A 21,360-nucleotide genomic window follows, 5' to 3' on the forward strand; every position below is an offset into this window, starting at 1 on the left:
GGTCGCCGCGAAATCCTGGCCAGCGCGGATTTCCAAGCCGCGGATCGTATGACCCGAATTGGCCTCTACGCCTACTGCCAGATATGTCCGTCGTTTCCGACATGGATAGTGTACGTCTCATTCCACCCAACGGGTGACCCCTTGATTCCGATCCCAAATGCCCATGTCGCATTCACATCACGTTGCGTTTGACTGCCGCTATCGCCGCAGTCTACAATATCGACCGAGTAGCCGACATTCCAATTCACTGCACATATGTGCGTGCCCTTGAAACCGTTGTAGTCATCGGTTACCCACACCTTATTGCCGTCGTAATAAAATGTTCCACGTTGCGTCTCAGCGTCGGTGATGTTGTTCATTTGCTGACTGTATTCACTCTTCTGCACACCGCCGTCGGCCACCGCATCCATCAGGGTGCTGAAACCTTGAGGGCTGAGAGAAGAGTTTTCTGCTTCCGCATCCGCCGTCGTCACCGGCTGTGGTGCTGATACTGACAAGACGGCACTGCTCGTGCATTCTTCAACGATTCGGTCAGTTGTTCCACTCTCTTGAGCCGCAGTGACTTTAGCGACGCATTCGGCGCTGGTCTTCGAAATCCGAGACACCTCGGTCAGCCCTGAGGCGGAGGAACTCTCCGCATATGCCGGCGCGGCGAAGACACATGCGCCTGCGGCCAAAATTGCTGCTGACCCGAAGAGAACTGATGTGCACTTCATTGTCATCTCCTTCAAATCGTCGGCTGCAAGTATGTGGGCTCTAGAAAAACCCTGGGCAGCGCCGGTTGAGCAAAAGGACCACCTATCATGGCGATCGACGCGATGTGTGCGAAGAACCTCAAACGGAACACTTAACTCCTTCATATAACCAAGCACCTCTGATCGCACGGTCACGCTACAAAAATCTGGTGTCTTCGGTGCGAAAGTAGCGTGAGGGAGTTCTCACGGGAGGCGGACGGATTCTCTCGCGCGGACTGAATGATCAGGAACGCACGTGTCCCTCCGTCCAGCTCGACCAGCGGGCGCGCGCCGTCGCATCCCTCGCGGGTCGGGCGCCGACTACCCTCGAGAAGGCGCCGAATGGGTGCCAGTATCAAACACCGAGCATCGAGAACACCAGGGAGAACCACACGTGAGCATCATTGCCGCCGCAGACGGGTCCGCACTGGGCAACCCAGGCCCCGCCGGCTGGGCCTGGTACGTGGACGACGAGCGCTGGGCGGCCGGTGGCTGGGCGCATGGCACGAACAACATCGGTGAGCTCACCGCCGTACTCGAACTGCTGCGGGCGACCAAGCAGGAGGAGGAGCCGCTGCACATTCTCTGCGATAGCCAGTACGCCATCAAGGCTTGCACGGAATGGCTACCGGGCTGGAAGCGGAAGGGCTGGCGCAAGGCCGACGGCAAGCCGGTGATGAACGTCGAGATCATTCAGGCGCTTGATGAGGAGTTGCAGGGCCGGGCCGTCACCTTCGAGTGGGTGAAGGGGCACGCGAACCACCGGATGAACGAAGCCGCCGACGTGCGCGCTCGCAATGCCGCGACCGCCTACCAGCGCCGGCAGCCGGTCGCCGCGGGCCCCGGTTGGCCGACCGCGACGGCGCCCACCTCCCCCCTCGCTCGAGTCGTGGAGGACTCCACAACACTCTTCTAGCCGGAGCGTGTCCTCGAAACGCCGCGCTCTCTGCCGAGACACGGCGGACGGAGGGGTGTCTCGGCGGCATCTACCGCTCAGGGCAGGTGCAGCAGGCCCGTCGCGACCAGCGCGCGCACACGCGGGAGGACCGAGCCGGCCACCGCCTCCTCCTCGACCTGGAGGAGCGACGCGACCGCCGCAACGATCGCGGCCACCGAAAGCTCTCCGTCGCAGGCGCCAACCACCGCGGCGAGCGCCGTGTCGACCTCCTCGACGCGCGCGAAACCTCCGCCCTGGCGCAGCCGCAGCACCGTCGGATCGTCGTTGCCCGGCCAGTAGTGCCGCTCCTCGGTGACATCGCCCGCCAGCACGAGCGCCAGAGACGCCAAGGCGCGGTCGTCCAGGGCCGAGAGCGCCTCCGCCGCCTCAAGGCAGGACGCCAAGTGCCCGCCGAGCCCGGCCGTCTCGACCGCCGTAGTGACGCGCTCAAGGCGCCGGAGCGGCGGCCTCGGCTGCTCGGGTAGGCGGAGGGTCACGAAGCCGAAGCCCACGCCCGTCACGCCGCGCCGCTCGAAGTCGCTGAGCCAGGCCTCGACCAGCGCGTCGAAGGCGGGTCCGCGGGTCGTGCCGCCGTCCCGAATCCACGTCTCGGCGTAGACCGCCGGATCCTGGTGCTCGCGCTCCACGATCCAGACGTCGAGGGGAGAAGCCGTGCCGCCCATCCAGGCGTCCAGACCTGACGGCTGGGGCTCGAGTGCCTGCTCGAGAGGACTGCGGACGTCGGCGAGCCAGCCCGCAATCCGATCGAATGCATCCGCGCCCTCGCGGTACTCCCAATTGCCGAGTAGCTGCGCGACCCCGCCGGGCCTCAAGTGCTCAGCCGCGCCGAGGATCACGCGGCGAACGATGTCGTCGCCCTCCAGCCCGCCATCGCGGTACTCGTAGGAAGGGACGCCGTCGACGCGCGGAGTGATCACGAAGGGCGGGTTCGTGACAATCTGGTCGAACCGCTCCCCCGCGACCGGTTCGTAGAGACTGCCGAGACGAAACTCGATGTTCTCGATCCCGTTCAGCGCCGCAGTGAAGGCGGCGAGGGCGAGCGCGCGCTCGGAAATGTCGGTGGCTACGACGTGCTCCGCGTGGCGGGACGCGTGCAGCGCCTGGATCCCGCAGCCCGTCCCGAGGTCGAGGACCCGGCCGACCGGGCGCTGGATCATCAGCCCCGTGAGGGTGAGACTCGCGCCGCCGACGCCGAGCACGTGGTCCTCGTCGAGGGCTCGGCCGAGGGCGAGCTCGCCGAGATCGGAGACGATCCACCATGAGGCCGCACCGCGCTGGTCAACGACGTCGTACGGCCGCAGATCGAGCGCGGCGGTGACTACCGCGCCGGCCTCGACGCGCACGAGGCCTAGCTCCACCGCGCCCTCCAGAGCGAGAGCGCCGAACGCCTCCTCCGCCTCGTGGGCCGGAACGGAGTCGGCCAGGAGGAACAGGCGCGCAAGGGTCGCCAGCGCGTCGCGGTCCCCGGTGCGCTCCAACGCCCGACGCGCGGGGATGCGGTTGCCGCGGTGCAGGGCCTGAGCCGCCTCGTCTCCCCACAACTCTCGCACCGCGTCGACGCGGTAGCGGGCGCGGGTCAGGTCATCGCGCAGGAGCGCGATGGGGGCTCGGTCGACGTGGTTGACAGGCTGCACCGCTCCATCCTCGTGCACGTCGGTCAGCCACCCGGCGCACCGCGGCCGTACGATCGGAGCATGCCCCTGACCGGAGAGTACGAACCGAGCACATCCGAGTGGGCCCGCGAGCAGGCGGAGCTCTACGAGCGCACCGGCGGAGCCGAGGGCAACCTCCTTCGCGGTCGCCCCATCATCGTCCTGACCACCGTCGGCTCGAAGAGCGGGAAACTCCGCAAGACCGCGCTGATGCGCGTCGAGCACGACGGGGAGTACGTCGTCGTCGCCTCCAAGGGCGGCGCCCCCGAGCATCCCGTCTGGTACGGGAACATGCGCAAGGAGCCCCACGTCGAGCTGCAGGACGGGCCGGTCAAGAAGGACTACACAGCGAGCGTCCTGGAGGGGGAGCTTCGCGAGATCTGGTGGGACCGCGCCGTCGCGGCGTGGCCGGACTACGCCGAGTACCAGACGAAGACCGAGCGCCAGATTCCGCTCGTGCTGCTCACGCCCTGGTCGTGAGCGGCGGGCTCGCGCCTCAGACCCTCGCGGCGATCAGGTCGAGCACCCTCGGGTGTGAGAGCAGGGCGAAATGCCCGACCACCGAGACCGCGATGTTCTCGTGCGCGCCGGCGAGCCTGCTCCCGCCAGGGATGTACTGGTCACGCATCCCGTAGATCGACGTGATCCGCGCGTCGGCCTCGCGCTCCTCGAGCAGCCGTCGGATGAGTGGGCGGTGCGGCGAGAACTCTCGCAGGGCACGGGCCGGAGCGATGCGCGCCAGAGGCGAACCGTTGAACGGAGTCGAGACGGCGATCATCCGCTCGATGCGCTGCTGGTCGCGCTCATCGACGACCATCATGTGCTTGCCGATCAAGCCGCCCTTGCTGTGCGCCACAATGACGACTCCGCGCAGGTCGTGCTCGCGCACGTAATCCTGACCAAGACCGGCCGCGGCGACGATCGGGCGCGTGTTATAGCCGAGCGCGGGGAGTACGTGGATGGGATGCCCGTCTGCGTGCAGCCGCTGCGCGATCGGGCGAAGGAACTGCCAGGTCTCGTAGATGCCCGGGATGAGCAGCACGGGAGCGCCGTCGCCGGACGAGTACCGCGACACGTCCCAGCCCTCGCGCAGATGCATGAAGCGCGAGCCGTAGGCGTAGCGGTAGTCGCGCAGATAGGCGGCGCGGAGCGAGACGGAACGGCGCGCGAGGCGACGAACGCTCCTGGCCGCCGGGCTCCCGTCGCCTGAGGTCAGAGCGGATTCACCCCGAACGCGGTCGCGAGCGTGTCGATCTTCTTGGCCCGGCCCAGGCGCGGCAGGTCGCTACCGTCGCGGATGACGCGGCCGCGGGCTTCGAACTCGTCAAGGAAGTCGCGCGCCCAGGCGACGTCGGAGGGTGTCGGGCTGATGACCTCGTTGATCACGGCGAGCTGTTCGGTGTCGAGGCACAGCTTGCCGGTCAATCCGAGCGAGACGGTCAGCGCGGACTGCTCTCGCAGCACCGGGTGGCTGTTCGAGACGGTCGGTCCGTCGATCGGGCCGGGAAGATCGCCGATGCGGGAGGCCACGACGAGGCGCGAGCGCGGATAAGCCATCGCCAGGTCATCCGCGCTGGTGCCGGTATCGCGACGGTAGTCGCCGCTGCCGAAGGCGAGGCGGAAGGTGCCGCGCGCGCGGGCGATCGCGACCGCCTCCTCGATTCCCAGGGCGGACTCGACGAGGGCGAGCACCGGAGTGGCGCCGCCGAGCCGGTCGAACGTCTCGGTGACGTGTTCGCCAGCCTCGGTCTTGGCAAGCATGACGCCGGCGAGACCCGGGAGGCCTTTCAGCGCGTCGACATCGTCCGACCAGAACGGGGTGGAGTGGTCATTGATACGAACCCAGGCACGCTTGTCGCCCGTCAGCCACTCGACCACGTCGGCGCGGGCGTCTGGCTTGGCCTTCGGGTCGACCGCATCCTCAATATCGAGGACGATCTGATCGGCGCGGGAGGAGTGCGCCGCATCGAAGGTCTCGGTGCGGGTGGCGTTCACCAGCAGCCAGGAGCGCGCGATCTCGGGGGCGACGTCGCGCCCCTTGCGCTTCGCGAGGGTGGCAGTGGTGGTCTCGGGCAACGTCACAGGTGGCTCCTCTCGGGGCGCGGTACTCGCTCCGCGGACGCGAGGGCGAAGCGGCGGCGCCGGGAACCAGGGTAGCGGTGAGCACGTCATCCGTGGTGCCCTCGGGGAGCGCCTGCCACACGCGCTCCTCCCGCGACAGCGCCGCACGCAGGTGGTCCTCGCATCCTGCCAGCGTAGGCGGCGGATGGCCCGGCCTCAGGAGGCCGAACGCTCCGCGAGCCCCGTCGCGAACGCCGCCTGGCCGACGTGCTGCGTGGCGTCGTCGATCACCGACACCAGGCGTACGGCGAGGGTGACGGGCGGATCCCACTGCTCGTCAACGACGCGGGCCAGGTCCTCGTCGGTGAGGGTGGCGAGGAACGCGAGCGTCCGCTCGTGCACGGCATCGACGTAGGCCGCGAGCAACTCGGCCGGGACCGCGGCGAGCGCCGCCACCTCCGCCGGCTCCTGACCATAACCGGTCGCGGCGGGGCCGAACGGCACTCCGGAGCGCTCGTGGAAGCCATCCGCGGTCCACACCTGCTCCTGGCCCGCGAGCGGGGCGAGGTGGTCATCCTGCACCCGCGTCAGGTGCCAGACGAGCCAGACGGGGGAATTCGAGCGCGCATCAGCCCGGAAGGCGAGCTGCTCGGGGGTGCTGTCGTCGAGGATCGCGTGCACGTTCTCGTGCACCCGACCGAAGGCGTCTCGGAGGAGGTCGATGGCTGCGCTCATGCCGCCAGCCTGCCGCTTCCTCGCGTCGGGCGGCACCCCCCTTCGCGTGCAGTGGTGTCACTGTGGAGGCGCGTGTCGGATACTCGATCCGTGACTTCCGGATCCTCGAACCTGGCAACGAAGCCGTGGCTGTCCTCCTACGCCGAGGGTGTCCCCGCCGAGATCGACCCGCCCACCCAGACCCTCGTTGATCTCCTCGAGGACTCGGTCGCCCGGTACCGCCGGGGCATCGCGCTGGAGTTCTTCGGTGCGAGCACGAGCTATGCGGAGTTGGGCGAGCAGGTCGAGCGCGCCGCCGAGGGGCTGCGCCGCCTGGGCGTCCGGGCCGGCGACCGGGTCGCGCTCGTGCTCCCCAACTGCCCCGAGCACGTCGTCGCGTTCTACGCCGCGCTGCGGCTGGGGGCGGTCGTCGTCGAGCACAACCCGCTCTACACCCCGAGAGAGCTGCGGCGTCAGTTCGAGGACCACGGCGCCCGCGTCGCGGTGGTGTGGAACAAGGTCGCGGATGTCGTTGCCACCATGCCGGCCGACCTCGGGATCGAGCGCGTCGTGTCCGTCGACCTCACCCGCTCCTTCCCCCTCGGCAAACGGCTCGCGCTGCGCCTGCCGCTGCCAGCAGCGCGGGCAGCGCGCACCAAGCTGACCGCGAGGCCGCGCTCACGCTCCCTCGTGGCGTTCGCGTCCCTCCTTGGCCACCGCCGACTCGCCCGCTCGCACCCGCGACCCGCCCTGGGCGACACCGCGCTGCTGCAGTACACCAGCGGCACCTCGGGCCTGCCTAAGGGAGCGATCCTCTCGCACGCGAACCTGCGTGCCAATGCTCTCCAGGGTCGCGCGTGGGTGCCTGGCTTGAGCGAGGGCGACGAGACGTTCTATGCTGTCCTCCCCCTGTTTCACGCCTACGGGCTCACCCTCTGCCTGACCTTCGCGATCAGCATCGGCGCGAAAGTCGTGCTGTTCCCCACGTTCGACGTTGGCCTAGTGAGGGCCGCCGCGAAGAACTCGCCGCCCACCTTCCTGCCCGCGGTGCCGCCGGTGTACGACGCGCTCGCCCGCGCCTCGGAACGCAATGAACTCGACCTGCGCAGCATCCGCTTCGCCATCTCGGGAGCGATGAGCCTCCCGGTCGCGACGGTCGATCGCTGGGAGCGGGCAAGCCGCGGACTCCTGGTCGAGGGTTACGGGATGACCGAGAGCTCGCCCGTCGCACTGGGCAACCCGGTCGGCCCCACCCGCCGGCCAGGCACGGTGGGCGTGCCGTTCCCGAGCACCATGATCCGCCTCGTCGACCCGGCCGATCCGTCCGTCGATCGCGGTCCCGGCGAGTCTGGCGAGCTACTGCTGCGCGGGCCGCAGGTGTTCCAGGGCTACTGGAAGCGGCCGGAGGAGACCGCCGAGGCGCTCCTGCCCGGCGGCTGGCTCCGCACCGGCGACATCGCCACCGTCTCGGCCGACGGCTTCGTCACGATCGTCGACCGGGCCAAAGAACTCATCATTACGGGCGGATTCAACGTGTCGCCCACCGAGGTGGAGGGCGTGCTGGAGACGCACCCGGACGTGGTGCGCGCGGCGGTCGTGGGGCTGCCCCGTCCGGACGGCGGCGAGAGCGTGGCGGCGGCCGTGGTGCTGCGGGCCGGCACCGCTGTGGATCCAGAGGCGCTGCGCGACTTCTGCCGCCTGCACCTCACGCCCTACAAGGTGCCCAAGCGCATCATGCCGGTCGCCGAGCTGCCCACCTCGCTCATCGGGAAGGTGCTGCGGCGCGACGTGCGCGCCGGCATGCTGGACTGAGGGACCACCCGGGCGAAAAGTTCAGGCACAGTCACACCCGCGGCACGATCATCCTGGTGCCCTCACCGGCGCCGTCCGTTCGCGCTCACTGTCGAGAAGGAGTCAGCCGTGCCGACCGATGACACCACCCCCGTGATCCTCCACGGCGCACGGACTCCGTTCGCCCGCTTCTCCGGAGTGTTCGCGCCGCTCTCCGCCGTCGACCTCGGCGCCGCCGCCGTGCGCGCCGCCCTCGAACGCTCCGGTGTCTCGGCAGCCGACGTCGACGCGGTGATCCTCGGGCAGGTGATCCAGGCGGGCGCAGGGCAGGGTCCGGCCCGGCAGACCGCTATACGGGCGGGCCTGGGTTGGGACGTGCCGGCCGTCACGATCAACAAGCTCTGTCTTTCGGGCCTCACGGCCGTCATCGACGCGGCGCGGATGATACGGCTCGGCGAGGCGGACATGATCGTCGCGGGCGGCCAGGAGTCGATGACCGCTGCACCGCACCTGCTCCTCGGCGCTCGTTCGGAGCTCGGCGTCGGCGCGCCAGCCCTCGAGGACGCCCTGCTGCACGATGGGCTCCTCGACCCGTTCGATCGAGAGCTCATGGGACGGGTCACCGACGACGGGAACGCGGAGCGGGGCATCCGCCGCGAACGTCAGGACGCCTTCGCGGCCCTCTCGCATCAGCGAGCCGCGCACGCCCGCTCGTCGGGCATTCTGGCCGAGGAGATCGTGCCCGTCGCCGTGCCCCGTCGCCGAGGAGAGGACCTCGTCGTGGCGGAAGACGGCGGGATCCGCGAGGACAGCACGGTCGAATCACTCTCCCGACTGGCACCGGCGTTCTCACCGGAGGGGACGATCACGGCCGGGAGCGCCTCACCGATCACCGACGGTGCAGCCGCACTGGTCCTCGCCTCGCGCGGCTGGGCCCGGGCGCACGGCCGATCCTGGCTCGCGACGATTGCCGAGCACGGCCAAGTGGCGGGCCCGGACAACTCCCTGCACTCCCAGCCCTCCGCCGCGATCCTCCGGGCGCTCGACCGCCGCGGAGCATCGGTAGGCGACCTCGACCTGATCGAGATCAACGAGGCGTTCGCCTCGGTCGTGCTGCAGTCAGCGGAGGATCTCGGAGTCTCGGCCGAGTCCGTCAACCTCGACGGAGGCGCGATCGCGCTCGGCCACCCGGTCGGCGCCTCCGGTGCCCGCCTGGCCCTGCACCTCGCGCTCGCGCTGCGGCGCCGTGGCGGCGGTCTCGGTGTCGCCGCACTCTGCGGCGGCGGCGGGCAAGGCGAGGCGCTGATCCTTGAGGCGTGAGGCGGGCCGAACCGAAAGTTGCTCGTCGCCACGCCCTCAGAAGCCCAGCGGCACCTCCGGCTACGCTCGCGGCATGAGCATCCTCAGCGCCGACGGCCTCGCCTTCGTGACCGAGCGGCACCTCGCTACCCTCTCCACTCCCGGCCGTCAGGGCCGTCTGCACGTCGTCGCCGTCGGGTTCAGCTATGAGGACGGCGTGGTGCGTGTCATCACGTCGCGCGAGAGCCAGAAGGTGTTGAACGTGCGTCGCGGCGGCACCGCCACTGTCGGTCAGGTCGATGGCATCCGCTGGTTGAGCCTCGGCGGCCCAGCATCGATCGAGGAGGAGCCCGAGGCCGTGCAGCACGCCGTCGAGCTGTACTCGCAGCGCTACCGCACTCCGCGGCCCAACCCCCTGCGCGTGGCCATCAGGATCGACGTCGACTTCGCCCTCGCCTCGTCCGGGCTGCGCGCAGACTAACCGGATGACCCGCGCTAACCGGATGACCCGCGCAGACGCGCTCGGCGGCGCCATCAGCTCGCTGCGCACCTACCGCTACGTCCGGCTCTCAGTGGTGGCCGCCGTCCTCCTGCTCGGCACCGGTATCGCGTGGCAGCTCGCCACCGTTGGATCGCCGCGCTCCATCAGCGCCCTGTACTACACGCCCGTCCGCTCCGTGTTCACCGGTGCGTTATTCGCGGTCGCAGTGTCCCTGGTGGTCCTCGCCGGAAGGAGCATCCGCCGCTTCCTCCTCCTGCTCGCCGGGATGACCGCTCCCGTCATCGCGCTGGTCCCTGTGCCGCTCGCGTCGGATCAGATCCAGGACCTCCTCGGCGCGACCTGCCCGGGCGGCGCCGTCGCCTGTCTACCTCCGCAGACCATCGACGAGGTCGCCGCGGTACTGCCCGCCTACCTGGTCACGGCCGCCGCTGTCCTGCTCATCTCGGTGGTCCTTCTCGCACTCGATCGCGCCCTCGACCGCTGGGCACTCATCAGGACGGGGATCGCCGCAGTCCTCCTCCTGACACTCGCCGTCTGGAGCGCTCTCCCCTCTTTCGTCCTGCTGGCCCACTACGCGACCGCCGGCCTGTTCTTCCTCCTGATTGCGGTCACGGCAGGACTGCATGCCGTCGCCGTGCGGGAGGAGGGCGCCTCCGGACCCGGGACCCCACGCTTCTACTCGCGCTGCTACGCCGCTCTCTCGGTGCTGATTGCTGCGGTCGACATCAGCCTGATCGTCCTCCTGCTCACGCGCAGCGGAGCAGCGCTGCTCGGCGAGCAGTGGCTCTTGATCGGCGAGGCGGCAGCGCTGGCACTCTTCGGTGTGTTCTGGATACTGCAGACCGTGGAGAACTGGGATGAGCCGGACGCCACACTGCTCGCGAGCGGTGAGCCCCGGATCCCTCGCCGGCCCGAGGGAGGGCCGTAATGCCTCCTCCACAGGTGCACTCGCCCGGCGTGTCTGCACGAAACCGACCTCGGGCGGTTCAGGACGGCGCTGGGTTCGGCAGCATGGGTCACGAGAACCCGCAGAGACCGCCGAGGAGACACCGTGACCGACCACTACATCGAGGCCAACCGCGCCAACTGGGATGAGCGCGCTACCCTGCACGCTGCCGCCGAAACCGGCTACGCGACAGAGCGCTACGTGAGAGACCACGCGCTGCTGTCCGACGTCGTCCGCTTCGACCGCGACCGTCTCGGCGACGTCAGCGGGGCGCGTACCGTCCATCTGCAGTGCCACATCGGCACCGACACGCTCTCGCTCGCACGGCTGGGAGCGGAGGTGATCGGGCTCGACTTCTCGGCCGCGGCGATCACGCGGGCACGGGAACTCACCGCTCGATCAGGCGACCGAGTCGACTTCGTCCAGGCCGACGTCCACGACGCGGCAGACGTGCTCGGCCAGAACGCCTTCGATCTCGTCTACACGGGGATCGGCGCACTGTGCTGGCTGCCGAGCATCGATCGCTGGGCGCAGACCGTGGCCTCGCTGCTGGCCCCCGGCGGGCGCCTGTTTCTCCGCGAGGGGCATCCCCTGCTCTGGTCGATCGACGACACCCAAAGCGATGATCTGCACCTGCGCTTCCCCTATTTCGAGCAGGAGCGGCCCGTCGAGTGGGACGACGACTCGAGCTACGTCGAAACCTCGAGACCGCTCACGTCGACGAAGACCTACGAGTGGAACCACGGCCTCGGCGAGATCGTGACGGCACTCCTTGATCACGGGCTGCGGCTGTCCATGCTCGTCGAGCACGACAGCGTGCCGTGGCTCGCTCTGCCCGGCCAGATGGTGCAGCGGGACGACGGGGAATTCGCACTCACGGCGATTCCGGCCGTCGCCCCGCTGAGCTACACGCTGCAGGCGATCCGTCCCAAGTGACGAGGAGGAGGCCGTCGGAGACGACCCCCTCCCTGCCTCAGCGATTCAGGACTATCGAGGAGCTGCGTCCGTAATTACCCGCTGCGTCGTAGGCGTGCGCGACGATCGTGTACTGCCCATCCGGGTAGGTCCAGGAGGAGACGGTTAGCCGCCACGAGCCGTCGGCCGACTTCGCCGCGTCACCCACCTTCGCTGCTCCACTCCAGAAGCTCAGCCGAGTCGTGCCCACGGCGTCCCGTGACGAGGCGACGAGAGTGACCGAGCCGCGCACGGTCGAGCCGCTGGTGGGAGCGGTGATGCTGACCGTCGGGGCCGTCGTGTCACGGACCGGAGTAGGTGTCGGGGACGGGGACGGGGATGGTTGGTGGTCCAGACCCCACGCGTCCCACAGCACATCAGCGATCATCGCCTGACCGGCGATATTGGGGTGGAACCAGTCGATATCCGTCGAGAGCTGGCTGAGCGAAACCGGTGCCTTGGAGAGCGCACCGCCGTCCCACACGCAGTCATTGGCGGAGGCGGCGCAGGCCGATGCGAGCGCTGCATTGAAGTCGACGGCCCGCTGTGCCGCAGCAGCCACGGATGCCGAGTAGGCCGTTCCGCTGAGAGGAACCCCGGTCGAGGCGTTGACGCCCCGCGTGGTCCGGCACACGCCGGCTCCAGCCCAGATCAACGCTCCGGGCGTCGACCGCACGACATTCCATTCGGATGCCACGTTCGGTACCGACGAGACAAGCACGGTCGCGTTCGGCCACGCGGACGAGATCGAGCGCATGATCCCCGTCGCAGCAGAAGCAAAACTCGCGGCGGACGTCATCGCATAGCCGTCGTCGGCGTTCGGTGAGAGCGTCAGCGAGCAGAGGTCGTTACCTCCGATCAGGAGGGTGACGACCTGCGGCTTCTCCCCCGCTGCGACCGCGGCACCAATACGCGACGTCACCCCGTTGATGAGACTGCCCGACTTCGCGTAATTCACCGTCCGCACTGACGTCACCGTGTCCGCTGCCTCGAGCCGTCCTGCGATCGAGTCGACTGCGCCCGCCGAGCCCGTTGCCCACGAATTCGCTGCGCAATCCTGGTTGATACCGCACGTCGTCGCGGCCCGAGTAATTGAATCTCCCAGTGCGAGCACCGTCTGCGTCCCGGCCGCCTGCGCCGGCTGCGCGACGATGAGACCGCCGAGTAGCGCCAGCGCTCCAACTCCCACCCCGAGCATCCGTCGCCGGGATTTTCCTGCTGTTTTCCCCATGTCTAATCCATCCCCGTCTGTCATCTGAGTGAACGTTCATGCCCGAGGGCTAAGAAGGCCGAGCGTATGGTCGGCTTTCTCCTCTGATGGCTTGGAGGAGGACGGCTCCGCCGCAGTGGAACCCGGAAGGGGGACTCTAGGCGCGATGCGGCATCACAACGCGCCAGCTCCGAGCTGAGCTGCCGATGATGTCGTTCCGCACCCGCCTCTAGACGGGCCAGCACAGCCGGGGTCAGGAATTCGCGTGGGCCGCGAGGAGCTGCTCGAAGCCGTCGCAGAGGTAGTCAGCCTGCTCCAGGGTCAGGATCAGGGGTGGTCGAATCTTCAGAACATTGCCGCGGCCGTAGCGCGAGGTGCGGATGATCAGTCCGAAATCCATCGCCTTCCGCGCAAGCTCATTGGTGAGTTCGACGTCAGGTGTGCCATCCGCTTTCGCGATCTCCACTCCGATCATGAGACCAACGCCGCGAACATCGTCGATCACCGCGTACGTCTTTTTCATCTCCTCCAAGCGCCCAAGAATCCGCTCGCCGGTCGCCCGTACGTTGGCAAGAAACTCATCGTCGTCAATGACATCGAGCGTCGCATTCGCCGCCGCCGCAGCCAGCACGTTCGACCCGTAGGTGAACGAGTGTTGGTCCGCGGGCATCCCAGCCAGCTCGTCGCTCGTCAGGATCGCCGCGACCTGCGCCCCGGATCCTCCTAGACCCTTCGCCAGAGTCATCGCATCGGGCTCGACGCCGAAATGCTCCGCCGCGAACATGCGGCCCGTTCGGCCGATCCCTGTCTGAACCTCGTCGAGGATGAGTTTGATGCCCAACTCATTGCAAAATGCTCGCAAGCTGTCAAAGTAGCCCTCGGGCGGGACGATGTTCCCGCCGTTTCCAGAAATCGGTTCGACCATAAACGCCGCGATGCTTCCGCTACTCGCGTACTCCACGAAGTCGTACAGACGATCGGTACACAGCACCCCGCACGTGTCCCTGGTCTGGCCGTAGAAGCAACGGTGGCAGTAAGGGTCGGGGACCTGGAGGGAATTGTGGAACAGCGTTTGGAACGGTTCACGCCTGAAGGCATTGCCCGACATGCTAGTCATCATCATGGTTTGACCCGCGTGCGCGCGAAACAGCGTCATCACGTCACTCTTCCCCGTTGCTCTCTGCGCCATCTTGACGGCACCCTCATTAGCTTCCGAGCCTCCGCACACCTTCAGGTGAGTCTTCGTAATCGGCGCAGGAGCGAGGTCAGCGAGGCGTCGCGAGAGGCGATTGATCGGATCCGTCTGGAAACCGCTCGACACATGGATCAGCTGCTCCGCCTGCTCCTTGATCGCAGCCAGAACAGCGGGATGCGAGTAACCGAGACTCAGGTTGAACGTCCCCGACGCGCAGTCGAGGTAGGAGTTACCCTCGTCGTCGAAGAGGAAGACTCCCTCGCCCCGCACCATCTTCCGAGTCGATACCGGATAGTAGAGGGCGCTCGGATCCGTCACCTGGTCGCTGTTGCTCGCGAACATACTCTCCCATTCGATCAAGGCGATGATCACCGCGAAAGAGGCAGCAGCGTCGCAGGTCGGCCCTCGTAGTGGCGGTACTCTGCGGATTCGTCCAGGTGCGCGACCCAACCGGCCGCCCCCTCCGGGTCGCTCCCACGGTAGTCAGCGACGCCGCAGAACGGGCTGATTCACTCTTTCGGGGGTCATCGGGCCCGTCGCGGGCCTCGAGAGAGACGGGGCTCGCGCGGCCCGTCATCTGCGGCCATAGGCCGTGATCAGCGTGGGGATCACGGGGGTAGTTCACCGCTTCAGGAGAGAGTCATCCCGCGAATGCCCCTTCGGCAACCCAACGCGACGACATCGCAGGGTCGAGAAAAAGCAGCCCCGCCAGGGCGGCGAAGAGCTACGACGGCTCCGACAGAAGAACGAAACGTTGCGTGGCAATTCAGACCGTCACTCACTGTGGTCGATATTGATCGAGGGCAGCGTCGGCGACTTCGGGCTGAGTGGAGGACGAAGCCGTCGCAGGTCCGTTGCCGTCTCGCTGACAAAGGAATCGACATGAGTGTCTGGATACGTTAGTCGATACACGTCCCGCGGCATGACCGATCGCACATTCACATCTACACCCCAAAGGGAGGCACGCCTGATCGGCAGTACTTCCAACATTCGAAAGGTGTCACACTACTTTGTACCCCGAAGTGTCCCCCATTAAGACGACATGCCTTCGCAGCTCGATCCGCATAACCTCCCGATGTCGCCGGATTCAATCGCGAGAGGATTTCGCAGCAAACCTTCTACGAGGCCCTCGAGACGATTGCATCGGACGTCGTTCTTCTTCCAACTTTCTCACACATTACCAAGGAGATTAAACACAATGAAGGTTCGCAAGTTCGGACGGACGATGACCGTCATGGGTGCGTCGCTCTGCATGGTCATCTCGGGAGCAACAGTCGCGGAAGCCGCGCCAGGCCGCGGGGAGGACCGCATCAAGTGCACCGTCACTCTGGACAACCCACACCAGTCCGGGCCAGCGAACGGGACGATCAGCGCTGAAGGACGTGTCACGTGCACTAAAACGGTAAAGGAGATCTACATCAAGACGTCTATTCGACAGGTGGTCAACAACACAGTCGCATCCCAGACATTCGATCGCTTCAACGTCAGCAGCGGATCCTCCGTTGGAGCGAGGCCGTGCTCTGACGGCCCTGCGACCTTCATGTCGCAGGCAGATGTCCGGGTCGACTTCCCCACTGGTTATAAACCGACTCAGCAGACGGCGAGCGAGTACAGCCCGAATGTGTCCGTGGCGTGCGGTGACGCGAAGAGTGTAACCGGGACAACCAATGGAGTTAACGCCGTCAACTCTGACACCGCGACGTGGACGATTACGGCAGTCAAGAACTAGTCCTCAGAACTGGTCACGTGAGCGGGCCGTCCTCACTCAGGGAGGCCCGTTCACGCGGAAGACAGACTCCGGCATGTAGTCTTACAGTAGCCTCCATTCCCCAGAAAACCGGCTTGACTTCCAGTCCTAATAGGCGAACCCAAAGCAGTTCATCCGCGCCGCCGTCTAATTGGCCGGCGTCGCACGCCGCGCCGAATAAACCCTGAGATTACGGAATCGGAAATCCCACCCGATCCATACCCGGACCGTGCCGTGCCCCTGATCGCTCATCGCGATGCGACTCCCCCGCAGAAGGTGTGAACCGCCTTAGCGACCATCGGTGCTAGGCGCACAGCTACTCTGCGGTAGCTCGTCGTCCGGGGCAGACGAGACGTAACAAGTGAGATGCGACGTCACATCTGCTTCGATGACAAATTGGTCTCAAAGGTCCCCCAGAGAGATGGAACCGCGAACGCCGCCGCACCATCTACAGAACCGCTCCCGAGCACATTCGGCGGCTCTTCAGCCAACTCCTCTTCGAGCGCATCCTCATCAACCCCGGCAAGACCATCACCGCCAACAAGGTCGCCCTCTTCGCTACGCTCGCCGGTCCTGAAACTCGAGTCGCCACCCGCCTACAGCCTGCGGGCGACGACCCAGAAATGCAAGAAGACCCGCTCAAGAGAGCAGGTCTCATACCGAAGACCCTTCGGCACGTGCTTGCGCGAATATCGTGAATACTCTGGTGGATCCGAGGGGATTCGAACCCCTGACCTCTTCATTGCGAACGAAGCGCGCTACCAACTGCGCCACGGACCCGTGCCTTCGAGCCGTCATCGGCGCGAACAACTCGTCCACACTAACACGGACCAACTGGCGCCTCGACCGCGCGTCAGGCTCCGCGCCGTCGCTGGAGAGCCTGGTCGAGATCGATGGCGTCGACCCCGTCCACGACGCCCATCGCGGCGAAACGGGAGGAGGGCCGGGGAGCTTCGGGAGCCGGGGCGGCACGCGGCATGCGCAGTGGAGTGGCCTCGGCGGCCGCCGCGCGCTGCGCGAGCTCCGCCTCCGCTGCCGCCGTGCGCAGGCGCTCGACCGCATCGATCGAGGCCATCGCGGAGGCGGCGACCGTTCCGCGGGAGAGGTACAGCGGCTTCGGGAGCGGCTGCGGCGTCCAGCCCGCACGGTCCTCGACGGCGACCTCGGCGGCAACGGTGTCCTCCTCCTCCGCAAGCTCGGCCTCGAAGACCTCAGCACGGCGACGCTCGGTTGCAACGACCGTCGTCGTGACCGCGGGCGGAGCAACGGTCCTGCGGCGCCCGGGTGCCAACAGGATCAGCATGCCAAGCCCCGCCGCGATCAGGAGCACCCCAACGAGCGGCACCACTCCTGCACCGCCGAACGGCAGCATCACGAGCCCGACCAGCGTGGCAACCAGACCGACCAGCGCGGTCAGTGCGGCCCCCTGACGCCAGCGCAGGACCGAGGGCCCGGTCCGCGCCCTCTGCCGTGCGCTCGCGGTCGCCCGTCGCAGCGCCTCGCGCGCCGCCTTCTCCGCCTGTGCCAGCTCCATGGCCTGTGCCTTCTCTTCGGCTCGTCGTCGTGTCTCGGTCACCCGGAGCCGGCGCTGCTGGAGCGCGACCTCGCGGGCCGTCGCCTCCGCACGCACGTGCTCGGGCACTTCCGCGGTCTCGGCGAGGATCCGCAGCGTCTGCTGCAGCCTCACCGCGTTGCGCTCGGTCGCGTTGTACGACCGACGGCGCATCCACGTAGGGATCAGGTAAGCGACCCACAGGACGGCGGCGAGCGCCCAGACGACGCCCCCACCCAGCCAGTCGCTACTCATGCGACCAACGCTAGGAGTACAGGGCGCTCCCGTCCGTCATTACGGGTAGGTGTGTCCGTGCGGATCGCGGAGAAGACGGCTCCCCGTCGAGGGAACACCGGCGCCGTCGGGAGGCCCGGAGAGCCCGGACCGGTGTGAGGCACGCAGGTCGGCATCGCTCGGGACACCCGTGTCCTGCGGCACCTGGCCATCGAGGAAGCGACGGAGAACTCCGCGAGGCACCTCCTCCGACACGAGTGCAAAGCAGAAGTGGTCGCGCCAGTCGCCGTTGATGTGGATAAAGCGACGGCGCAGGCCCTCGTAGCGGAAGCCGAGCTTCTCGACCACGCGCAGGCTCGGACGGTTCTCGGGGCGGATGCAGATCTCGATGCGATGCAGACCGAGATCGAGGAAAGCGTGGTCGGTGGCGAGGGCGACGGCCAGAGGAGTGATGCCGCGCCCGGCGAAGCGCTCGGCCACCCAGTAGCCGATCGAGCCGGAGGAGAGCGAGCCGTAGCCGATGTTCGAGATGTTGAGCTGCCCGGCGAGCTCGCCATCACACTCGATGAGGAAGGGCACTCCTCCCCCGGATCGGGCGTTCTGCTGTAGCGAGCGAATGCTCGCCCGCACATCGAAGGCGGCGCCGCCGCGGGGATCCGACGCCTCCCACTGACGCAGCCAGGCGCGGTTAGCGATCAGCTCCCGCTCCAGCGGGCGGGCGTCGCGCACGCGGATCGGGCGGACGGTGACACGACCCTCGGAGAGTGTCGGGATCGGCAGCGGCATGATGTGACCCTACTGCTCCGGCACTCTCCGGGCAGGGGCTGGACTCGTGGCCGCTCGATCGGTCGCGAGATGTGACGGAACGGACGAGATCCCCTGCCGCGGCGGGCAATCTCGTCCGTTCGGAGGCATCTCGCGACATTTCGCGAGAGAGAGGAGAGGGTCAGAGGCCGGCGACGAAGTCCTTCAGCCACGGCTTGAGGTCGGTGCCGAGGTCCTCGCGGTCGGAGGCGAGCTGCACGATCGCCTTGATGTAGTCGAGCTTGTCGCCGGTGTCGTAGCGGCGTCCGCGGAACACGACGCCGTACACGCCGCCGAACTCGGCCGGGTCATGCGCCATGCGCTCCAGGGCGTCGGTCAGCTGGATTTCACCGCCCTTGCCGGGAGCCGTCTCGTCCAGCACTCCGAAGACCTCGGGCTTGAGGACGTAGCGGCCGATGATCGCGAGGTTCGAGGGCGCGTCCTCTTTAGACGGCTTCTCGACGAGACCGGTGATCCGCACCACGTCGTCCTCGTCGGTCGCTTCGACCGCCACGCAGCCGTAGAGGTGAATCTGGTCGGGGTCGACTTCGAGCAACGCGACGACCGTGGTGTCGCGGGCCTCGGCCACCTCGATCATCCGTGAGAGAAGCGGGTCGCGGGCGTCAATGAGGTCATCGCCGAGCAGCACAGCGAAGGGCTCGTCGCCGACATGGCGCTGCGCGCGGGAGACAGCGTGGCCCAGGCCCTTGGGCTCGCCCTGGCGGACGAAGTGCACGTCGGCGAGGTCGCTGGCGTACTTGACGTGCTCGAGCCTCTTGTCGTCCTTTTTCTTCGACAGGTTCTGCTCGAGTTCAGGCACCGAGTCGAAGTGGTTCGCTAGCGCGTTTTTATTGCGCCCAATGATGACGAGAACATCCTGCAGACCGGCGTCAGCCGCCTCCTCGACCACGTACTGGATGGCCGGCTTGTCGACGACCGGCAGCATCTCCTTGGGGATGGCCTTGGTCGCCGGCAGGAAGCGAGTGCCGAGACCGGCGGCGGGGATGACGGCTTTACGGATTCGAGTGCCCATGAGGCGCCATCCTAGCGGCGGCGGATGTCTCCCGAGTTTCGCGCTTAGCACACTCGCCACACGCAAGTGGGCGCTTTCCTGATGGGACTGCTGTCTTCTGAGCAGCGGGGGTGGCGGGATTCGCCTGATCCCGCCGGTTCTAGACTGAACGCATGCCAGCCGACATCCCGCACGAAAAGCGCGCCCTGCGCGCCGAGCTGCGCGAGCGACGCCGTACGCAGACGTCGACCACCCGTGAGCAGGCGTCCGAGCACATCACCGCTCACCTGATCGAGCTCGCCACGCGGGTCGGCGCCCGCTCACTCGCCTGCTACCTCTCCGCCCCGGAGGAACCGAGCACCCGCCCCTTCCTCGGCTGGGCCGAGAGCCACGGCATCCGTGTCCTCTTCCCCATTTCGCGCCAGGACGGCCTACTCGACTGGGCCGTCGGCGACGGACACACCGAAACTCAGGGCCTGTTCGGGATGCCCGAGCCCGTCGGGCAGCTGCTCGGACCGATCGCAATCAATGACGTTGACCTCATCGTGATCCCGGCGGCCGCAGTCGACCGGCAGGGCATGCGGATGGGCTGGGGTCGCGGCTACTTCGATAAGACCCTCGGCTCGATGGAGAAGTGCCCGCCCGTGTACGCCGTCGTCTTTGATAGCGAATTCGTCGACCAGGTGCCCAGTGAGGTCCACGACCAGGCCGTCGATGGGGTCGTCACCCCGTCCGGCATAGTCGATCTGCGCCACTGACCTGACCTCTTTCCCCCACCCGCCCTCGAGGAGCCTCCTGTGCCCACCTATTCCTACCGCTGCACCCAGTGCGGCAACGCCTTTGATATCCAGCAGAAGTTCACCGACGACAGCCTCACCGAGTGCCCGAGCTGCCAGGGAGCACTGCGCAAGGTGTTCAGCGCGGTCGGCGTGACGTTCAACGGCTCGGGGTTCTACCGCACCGACTCGCGTTCTGGCGGCACGTCGGGCGAGGGTTCGAAGGGCGCGGCGGGACCCGGCGACTCCGGATCGACAGCATCGGGGTCCGGATCGGGCGGCTCCGAGTCGTCGGGGTCGGGATCGTCCGGGTCGAACGGCTCCGGGTCATCAAGCTCGAACGGCTCAGGCGGCTCGGGCTCAGTCGGCTCGGGCTCATCCGGCTCAGGCTCATCCGGCTCAGGCTCATCCGGCTCAGGCTCGACTAGCTCTGGATCGTCGGGCTCGTCATCCTCAGGCTCCTCCGGATCCCCCGCCTCCGGAAGTTGACCGCATCGCCTCCGCCCGCCGGCAGAAACGGAACGACATGATCAACGGCTTCAAAGAATTCATCCTCCGCGGCAATGTCATCGACCTGGCTGTCGCCGTGGTCATCGGAGCGGCCTTCACCACGATCGTCAGCGCGATCGTCACCGGCGTCTTCAACCCGCTTATCGGCATGATCTTCGACGCCTCCTCGCTCGAGAGCCTCACCTGGACAATCCGCCCCGCCAGCAATGGTCAGGAGGCGTCCGTCATCGCCTGGGGTAGCGTCCTCTCGGCTCTGATCCAGTTCGCGATCGTCGCGATCGTCCTCTACTTCGCCTTCGTCCTGCCGATCAATCACCTCAAGAACGCCGCCTTCGCCAAGAAGGCCGCCGCCGCCGCCAAGGCACCCACCGAGCTCGAACTCCTCGCCGACATCCGCGACCTGCTCGCCCGCACACCCCCCGCCTAACCCGCATCTCGCGAAATTTCGCGAGATGCGCGCGAACGGACGAGACACCCTGCCGAGGCGAGGGATCTCGTCCGTTCCTTGGAATCTCGCGCCCCGTCAATAGTGCGGGGGAACATCCTGGCGGAGTCGGGCGTCGTTGGGGCCGGAAGGACCCGCCGGGGGCGCCGAGACGTCCGCGGCGGGCGCGTGCGGAGACGGGTCGGTGCCGGGCTTCGCGGGGAGGGTCACGCGCCGGCCACCGCGCGTGCGCCGCAGGGGCCGGTCCTCGCCCGCGGGGGCGTC

General features: G+C 67.4%; 21 protein-coding genes and 1 tRNA gene. 11 read left to right on the plus strand and 11 right to left on the minus strand.

All coding sequences use genetic code 11. The annotated features are described in order from the left end of the window. Positions 1–71 precede the first annotated feature (71 nt). On the minus strand, positions 72–716 hold the full coding sequence (locus HRF29_RS04950) for a hypothetical protein (protein ID WP_173245408.1): 645 nt from the start codon (positions 714–716) through the stop codon (positions 72–74). Positions 717–1,128: 412 nt separating this feature from the next. Here HRF29_RS04950 and HRF29_RS04955 point away from each other — a divergent pair, with 412 nt between their 5' ends. Next, a complete protein-coding gene (locus HRF29_RS04955; RefSeq protein WP_173245411.1) occupies positions 1,129–1,650 on the plus strand; it encodes a ribonuclease HI in 522 nt (173 codons plus the stop codon). A 77-nt stretch (positions 1,651–1,727) separates the two neighbouring features. On the opposite strand, the gene HRF29_RS04960 is transcribed toward HRF29_RS04955, so the two are convergent. Then, complete coding sequence (locus tag HRF29_RS04960; RefSeq protein WP_173245414.1) at positions 1,728–3,326, minus strand: DUF7059 domain-containing protein; 1,599 nt, start codon at positions 3,324–3,326, stop codon at positions 1,728–1,730. A gap of 60 nt (positions 3,327–3,386) precedes the next feature. Here HRF29_RS04960 and HRF29_RS04965 point away from each other — a divergent pair, with 60 nt between their 5' ends. Beyond that, positions 3,387–3,824, plus strand: coding sequence for a nitroreductase family deazaflavin-dependent oxidoreductase (locus HRF29_RS04965; protein ID WP_173245416.1), 438 nt, complete (start codon positions 3,387–3,389; stop codon positions 3,822–3,824). Positions 3,825–3,840: 16 nt separating this feature from the next. Here the strand turns inward: HRF29_RS04965 and HRF29_RS04970 are convergent, their stop codons facing one another. The 3 genes from HRF29_RS04970 to HRF29_RS04980 form a co-directional block, all read right to left on the minus strand. Further along, positions 3,841–4,443 carry an esterase/lipase family protein gene (locus HRF29_RS04970; protein ID WP_173245419.1) on the minus strand — a complete coding sequence of 201 codons (603 nt, stop codon included), beginning with the start codon at positions 4,441–4,443 and terminating at the stop codon, positions 3,841–3,843. 113 nt (positions 4,444–4,556) lie between these two features. After that, the gene (locus HRF29_RS04975; protein ID WP_425503098.1) at positions 4,557–5,426 is read right to left on the minus strand and encodes an HpcH/HpaI aldolase/citrate lyase family protein; all 870 of its coding nucleotides are present in this window, start codon (positions 5,424–5,426) and stop codon (positions 4,557–4,559) included. A 195-nt stretch (positions 5,427–5,621) separates the two neighbouring features. Beyond that, positions 5,622–6,140 (minus strand): mycothiol transferase, encoded by a 519-nt coding sequence (locus tag HRF29_RS04980; RefSeq protein WP_173245425.1) that lies wholly within the window; start codon positions 6,138–6,140, stop codon positions 5,622–5,624. 90 nt (positions 6,141–6,230) lie between these two features. Between HRF29_RS04980 and HRF29_RS04985 the strand changes: the two genes are divergently transcribed. The 5 genes from HRF29_RS04985 to HRF29_RS05005 all read left to right on the plus strand — a co-directional run bounded on the left by HRF29_RS04985 (position 6,231) and on the right by HRF29_RS05005 (position 11,593). Beyond that, positions 6,231–7,931, plus strand: coding sequence for a long-chain-fatty-acid--CoA ligase (locus HRF29_RS04985; protein WP_173245428.1), 1,701 nt, complete (start codon positions 6,231–6,233; stop codon positions 7,929–7,931). A gap of 108 nt (positions 7,932–8,039) precedes the next feature. Beyond that, complete coding sequence (locus HRF29_RS04990; RefSeq protein ID WP_173245431.1) at positions 8,040–9,230, plus strand: acetyl-CoA C-acyltransferase; 1,191 nt, start codon at positions 8,040–8,042, stop codon at positions 9,228–9,230. 73 nt (positions 9,231–9,303) lie between these two features. Further along, on the plus strand, positions 9,304–9,690 hold the full coding sequence (locus tag HRF29_RS04995) for a pyridoxamine 5'-phosphate oxidase family protein (protein WP_173245434.1): 387 nt from the start codon (positions 9,304–9,306) through the stop codon (positions 9,688–9,690). A gap of 4 nt (positions 9,691–9,694) precedes the next feature. After that, positions 9,695–10,639: a hypothetical protein gene (locus HRF29_RS05000; protein WP_173245437.1), complete on the plus strand. Its 945-nt coding sequence runs from the start codon at positions 9,695–9,697 to the stop codon at positions 10,637–10,639. A 123-nt stretch (positions 10,640–10,762) separates the two neighbouring features. Next, positions 10,763–11,593, plus strand: a complete 831-nt coding sequence (locus HRF29_RS05005) for a methyltransferase (RefSeq protein WP_173245440.1) — start codon at positions 10,763–10,765, stop codon at positions 11,591–11,593. A 37-nt stretch (positions 11,594–11,630) separates the two neighbouring features. On the opposite strand, the gene HRF29_RS05010 is transcribed toward HRF29_RS05005, so the two are convergent. Both HRF29_RS05010 and HRF29_RS05015 read right to left on the minus strand, forming a co-directional pair. Further along, positions 11,631–12,842: an SGNH/GDSL hydrolase family protein gene (locus HRF29_RS05010; protein ID WP_173245443.1), complete on the minus strand. Its 1,212-nt coding sequence runs from the start codon at positions 12,840–12,842 to the stop codon at positions 11,631–11,633. 232 nt (positions 12,843–13,074) lie between these two features. Further along, positions 13,075–14,358 (minus strand): aspartate aminotransferase family protein, encoded by a 1,284-nt coding sequence (locus HRF29_RS05015; RefSeq protein WP_222929590.1) that lies wholly within the window; start codon positions 14,356–14,358, stop codon positions 13,075–13,077. A gap of 856 nt (positions 14,359–15,214) precedes the next feature. On the opposite strand from HRF29_RS05015, the gene HRF29_RS05020 reads away from it, so the two are divergent. Continuing rightward, positions 15,215–15,745 (plus strand): hypothetical protein, encoded by a 531-nt coding sequence (locus HRF29_RS05020; RefSeq protein ID WP_173245446.1) that lies wholly within the window; start codon positions 15,215–15,217, stop codon positions 15,743–15,745. Positions 15,746–16,467: 722 nt separating this feature from the next. Here the strand turns inward: HRF29_RS05020 and HRF29_RS05025 are convergent. The 4 genes from HRF29_RS05025 to galU form a co-directional block, all read right to left on the minus strand. Beyond that, a tRNA-Ala gene (locus tag HRF29_RS05025) sits at positions 16,468–16,543 on the minus strand. A 73-nt stretch (positions 16,544–16,616) separates the two neighbouring features. Then, complete coding sequence (locus HRF29_RS05030; RefSeq protein ID WP_173245449.1) at positions 16,617–17,570, minus strand: AAA family ATPase; 954 nt, start codon at positions 17,568–17,570, stop codon at positions 16,617–16,619. 39 nt (positions 17,571–17,609) lie between these two features. Next, positions 17,610–18,335 carry a GNAT family N-acetyltransferase gene (locus HRF29_RS05035; RefSeq protein ID WP_173245451.1) on the minus strand — a complete coding sequence of 242 codons (726 nt, stop codon included), beginning with the start codon at positions 18,333–18,335 and terminating at the stop codon, positions 17,610–17,612. A gap of 160 nt (positions 18,336–18,495) precedes the next feature. After that, on the minus strand, positions 18,496–19,386 hold the full coding sequence (gene galU / locus HRF29_RS05040; RefSeq protein WP_173245454.1) for a UTP--glucose-1-phosphate uridylyltransferase GalU: 891 nt from the start codon (positions 19,384–19,386) through the stop codon (positions 18,496–18,498). A 152-nt stretch (positions 19,387–19,538) separates the two neighbouring features. Here galU and HRF29_RS05045 point away from each other — a divergent pair, with 152 nt between their 5' ends. From HRF29_RS05045 to mscL, 3 genes are read left to right on the plus strand one after another with little or no spacing between them, the layout of a single operon-like run. After that, positions 19,539–20,123 carry a 5-formyltetrahydrofolate cyclo-ligase gene (locus HRF29_RS05045; RefSeq protein ID WP_173245459.1) on the plus strand — a complete coding sequence of 195 codons (585 nt, stop codon included), beginning with the start codon at positions 19,539–19,541 and terminating at the stop codon, positions 20,121–20,123. Between the two features lie 39 nt (positions 20,124–20,162). Then, entirely contained in the window at positions 20,163–20,630 is a 468-nt protein-coding gene (locus tag HRF29_RS05050) for an FmdB family zinc ribbon protein (protein WP_173245462.1), read from the plus strand. Positions 20,631–20,667: 37 nt separating this feature from the next. Next, a complete protein-coding gene (gene mscL, locus HRF29_RS05055) occupies positions 20,668–21,078 on the plus strand; it encodes a large conductance mechanosensitive channel protein MscL (RefSeq protein WP_173245465.1) in 411 nt (136 codons plus the stop codon). The last annotated feature ends 282 nt before the right edge of the window (positions 21,079–21,360 follow it).

The sequence above is a fragment of the Rathayibacter agropyri genome (assembly GCF_013249015.1).
Classification (GTDB): domain Bacteria; phylum Actinomycetota; class Actinomycetes; order Actinomycetales; family Microbacteriaceae; genus Rathayibacter; species Rathayibacter agropyri.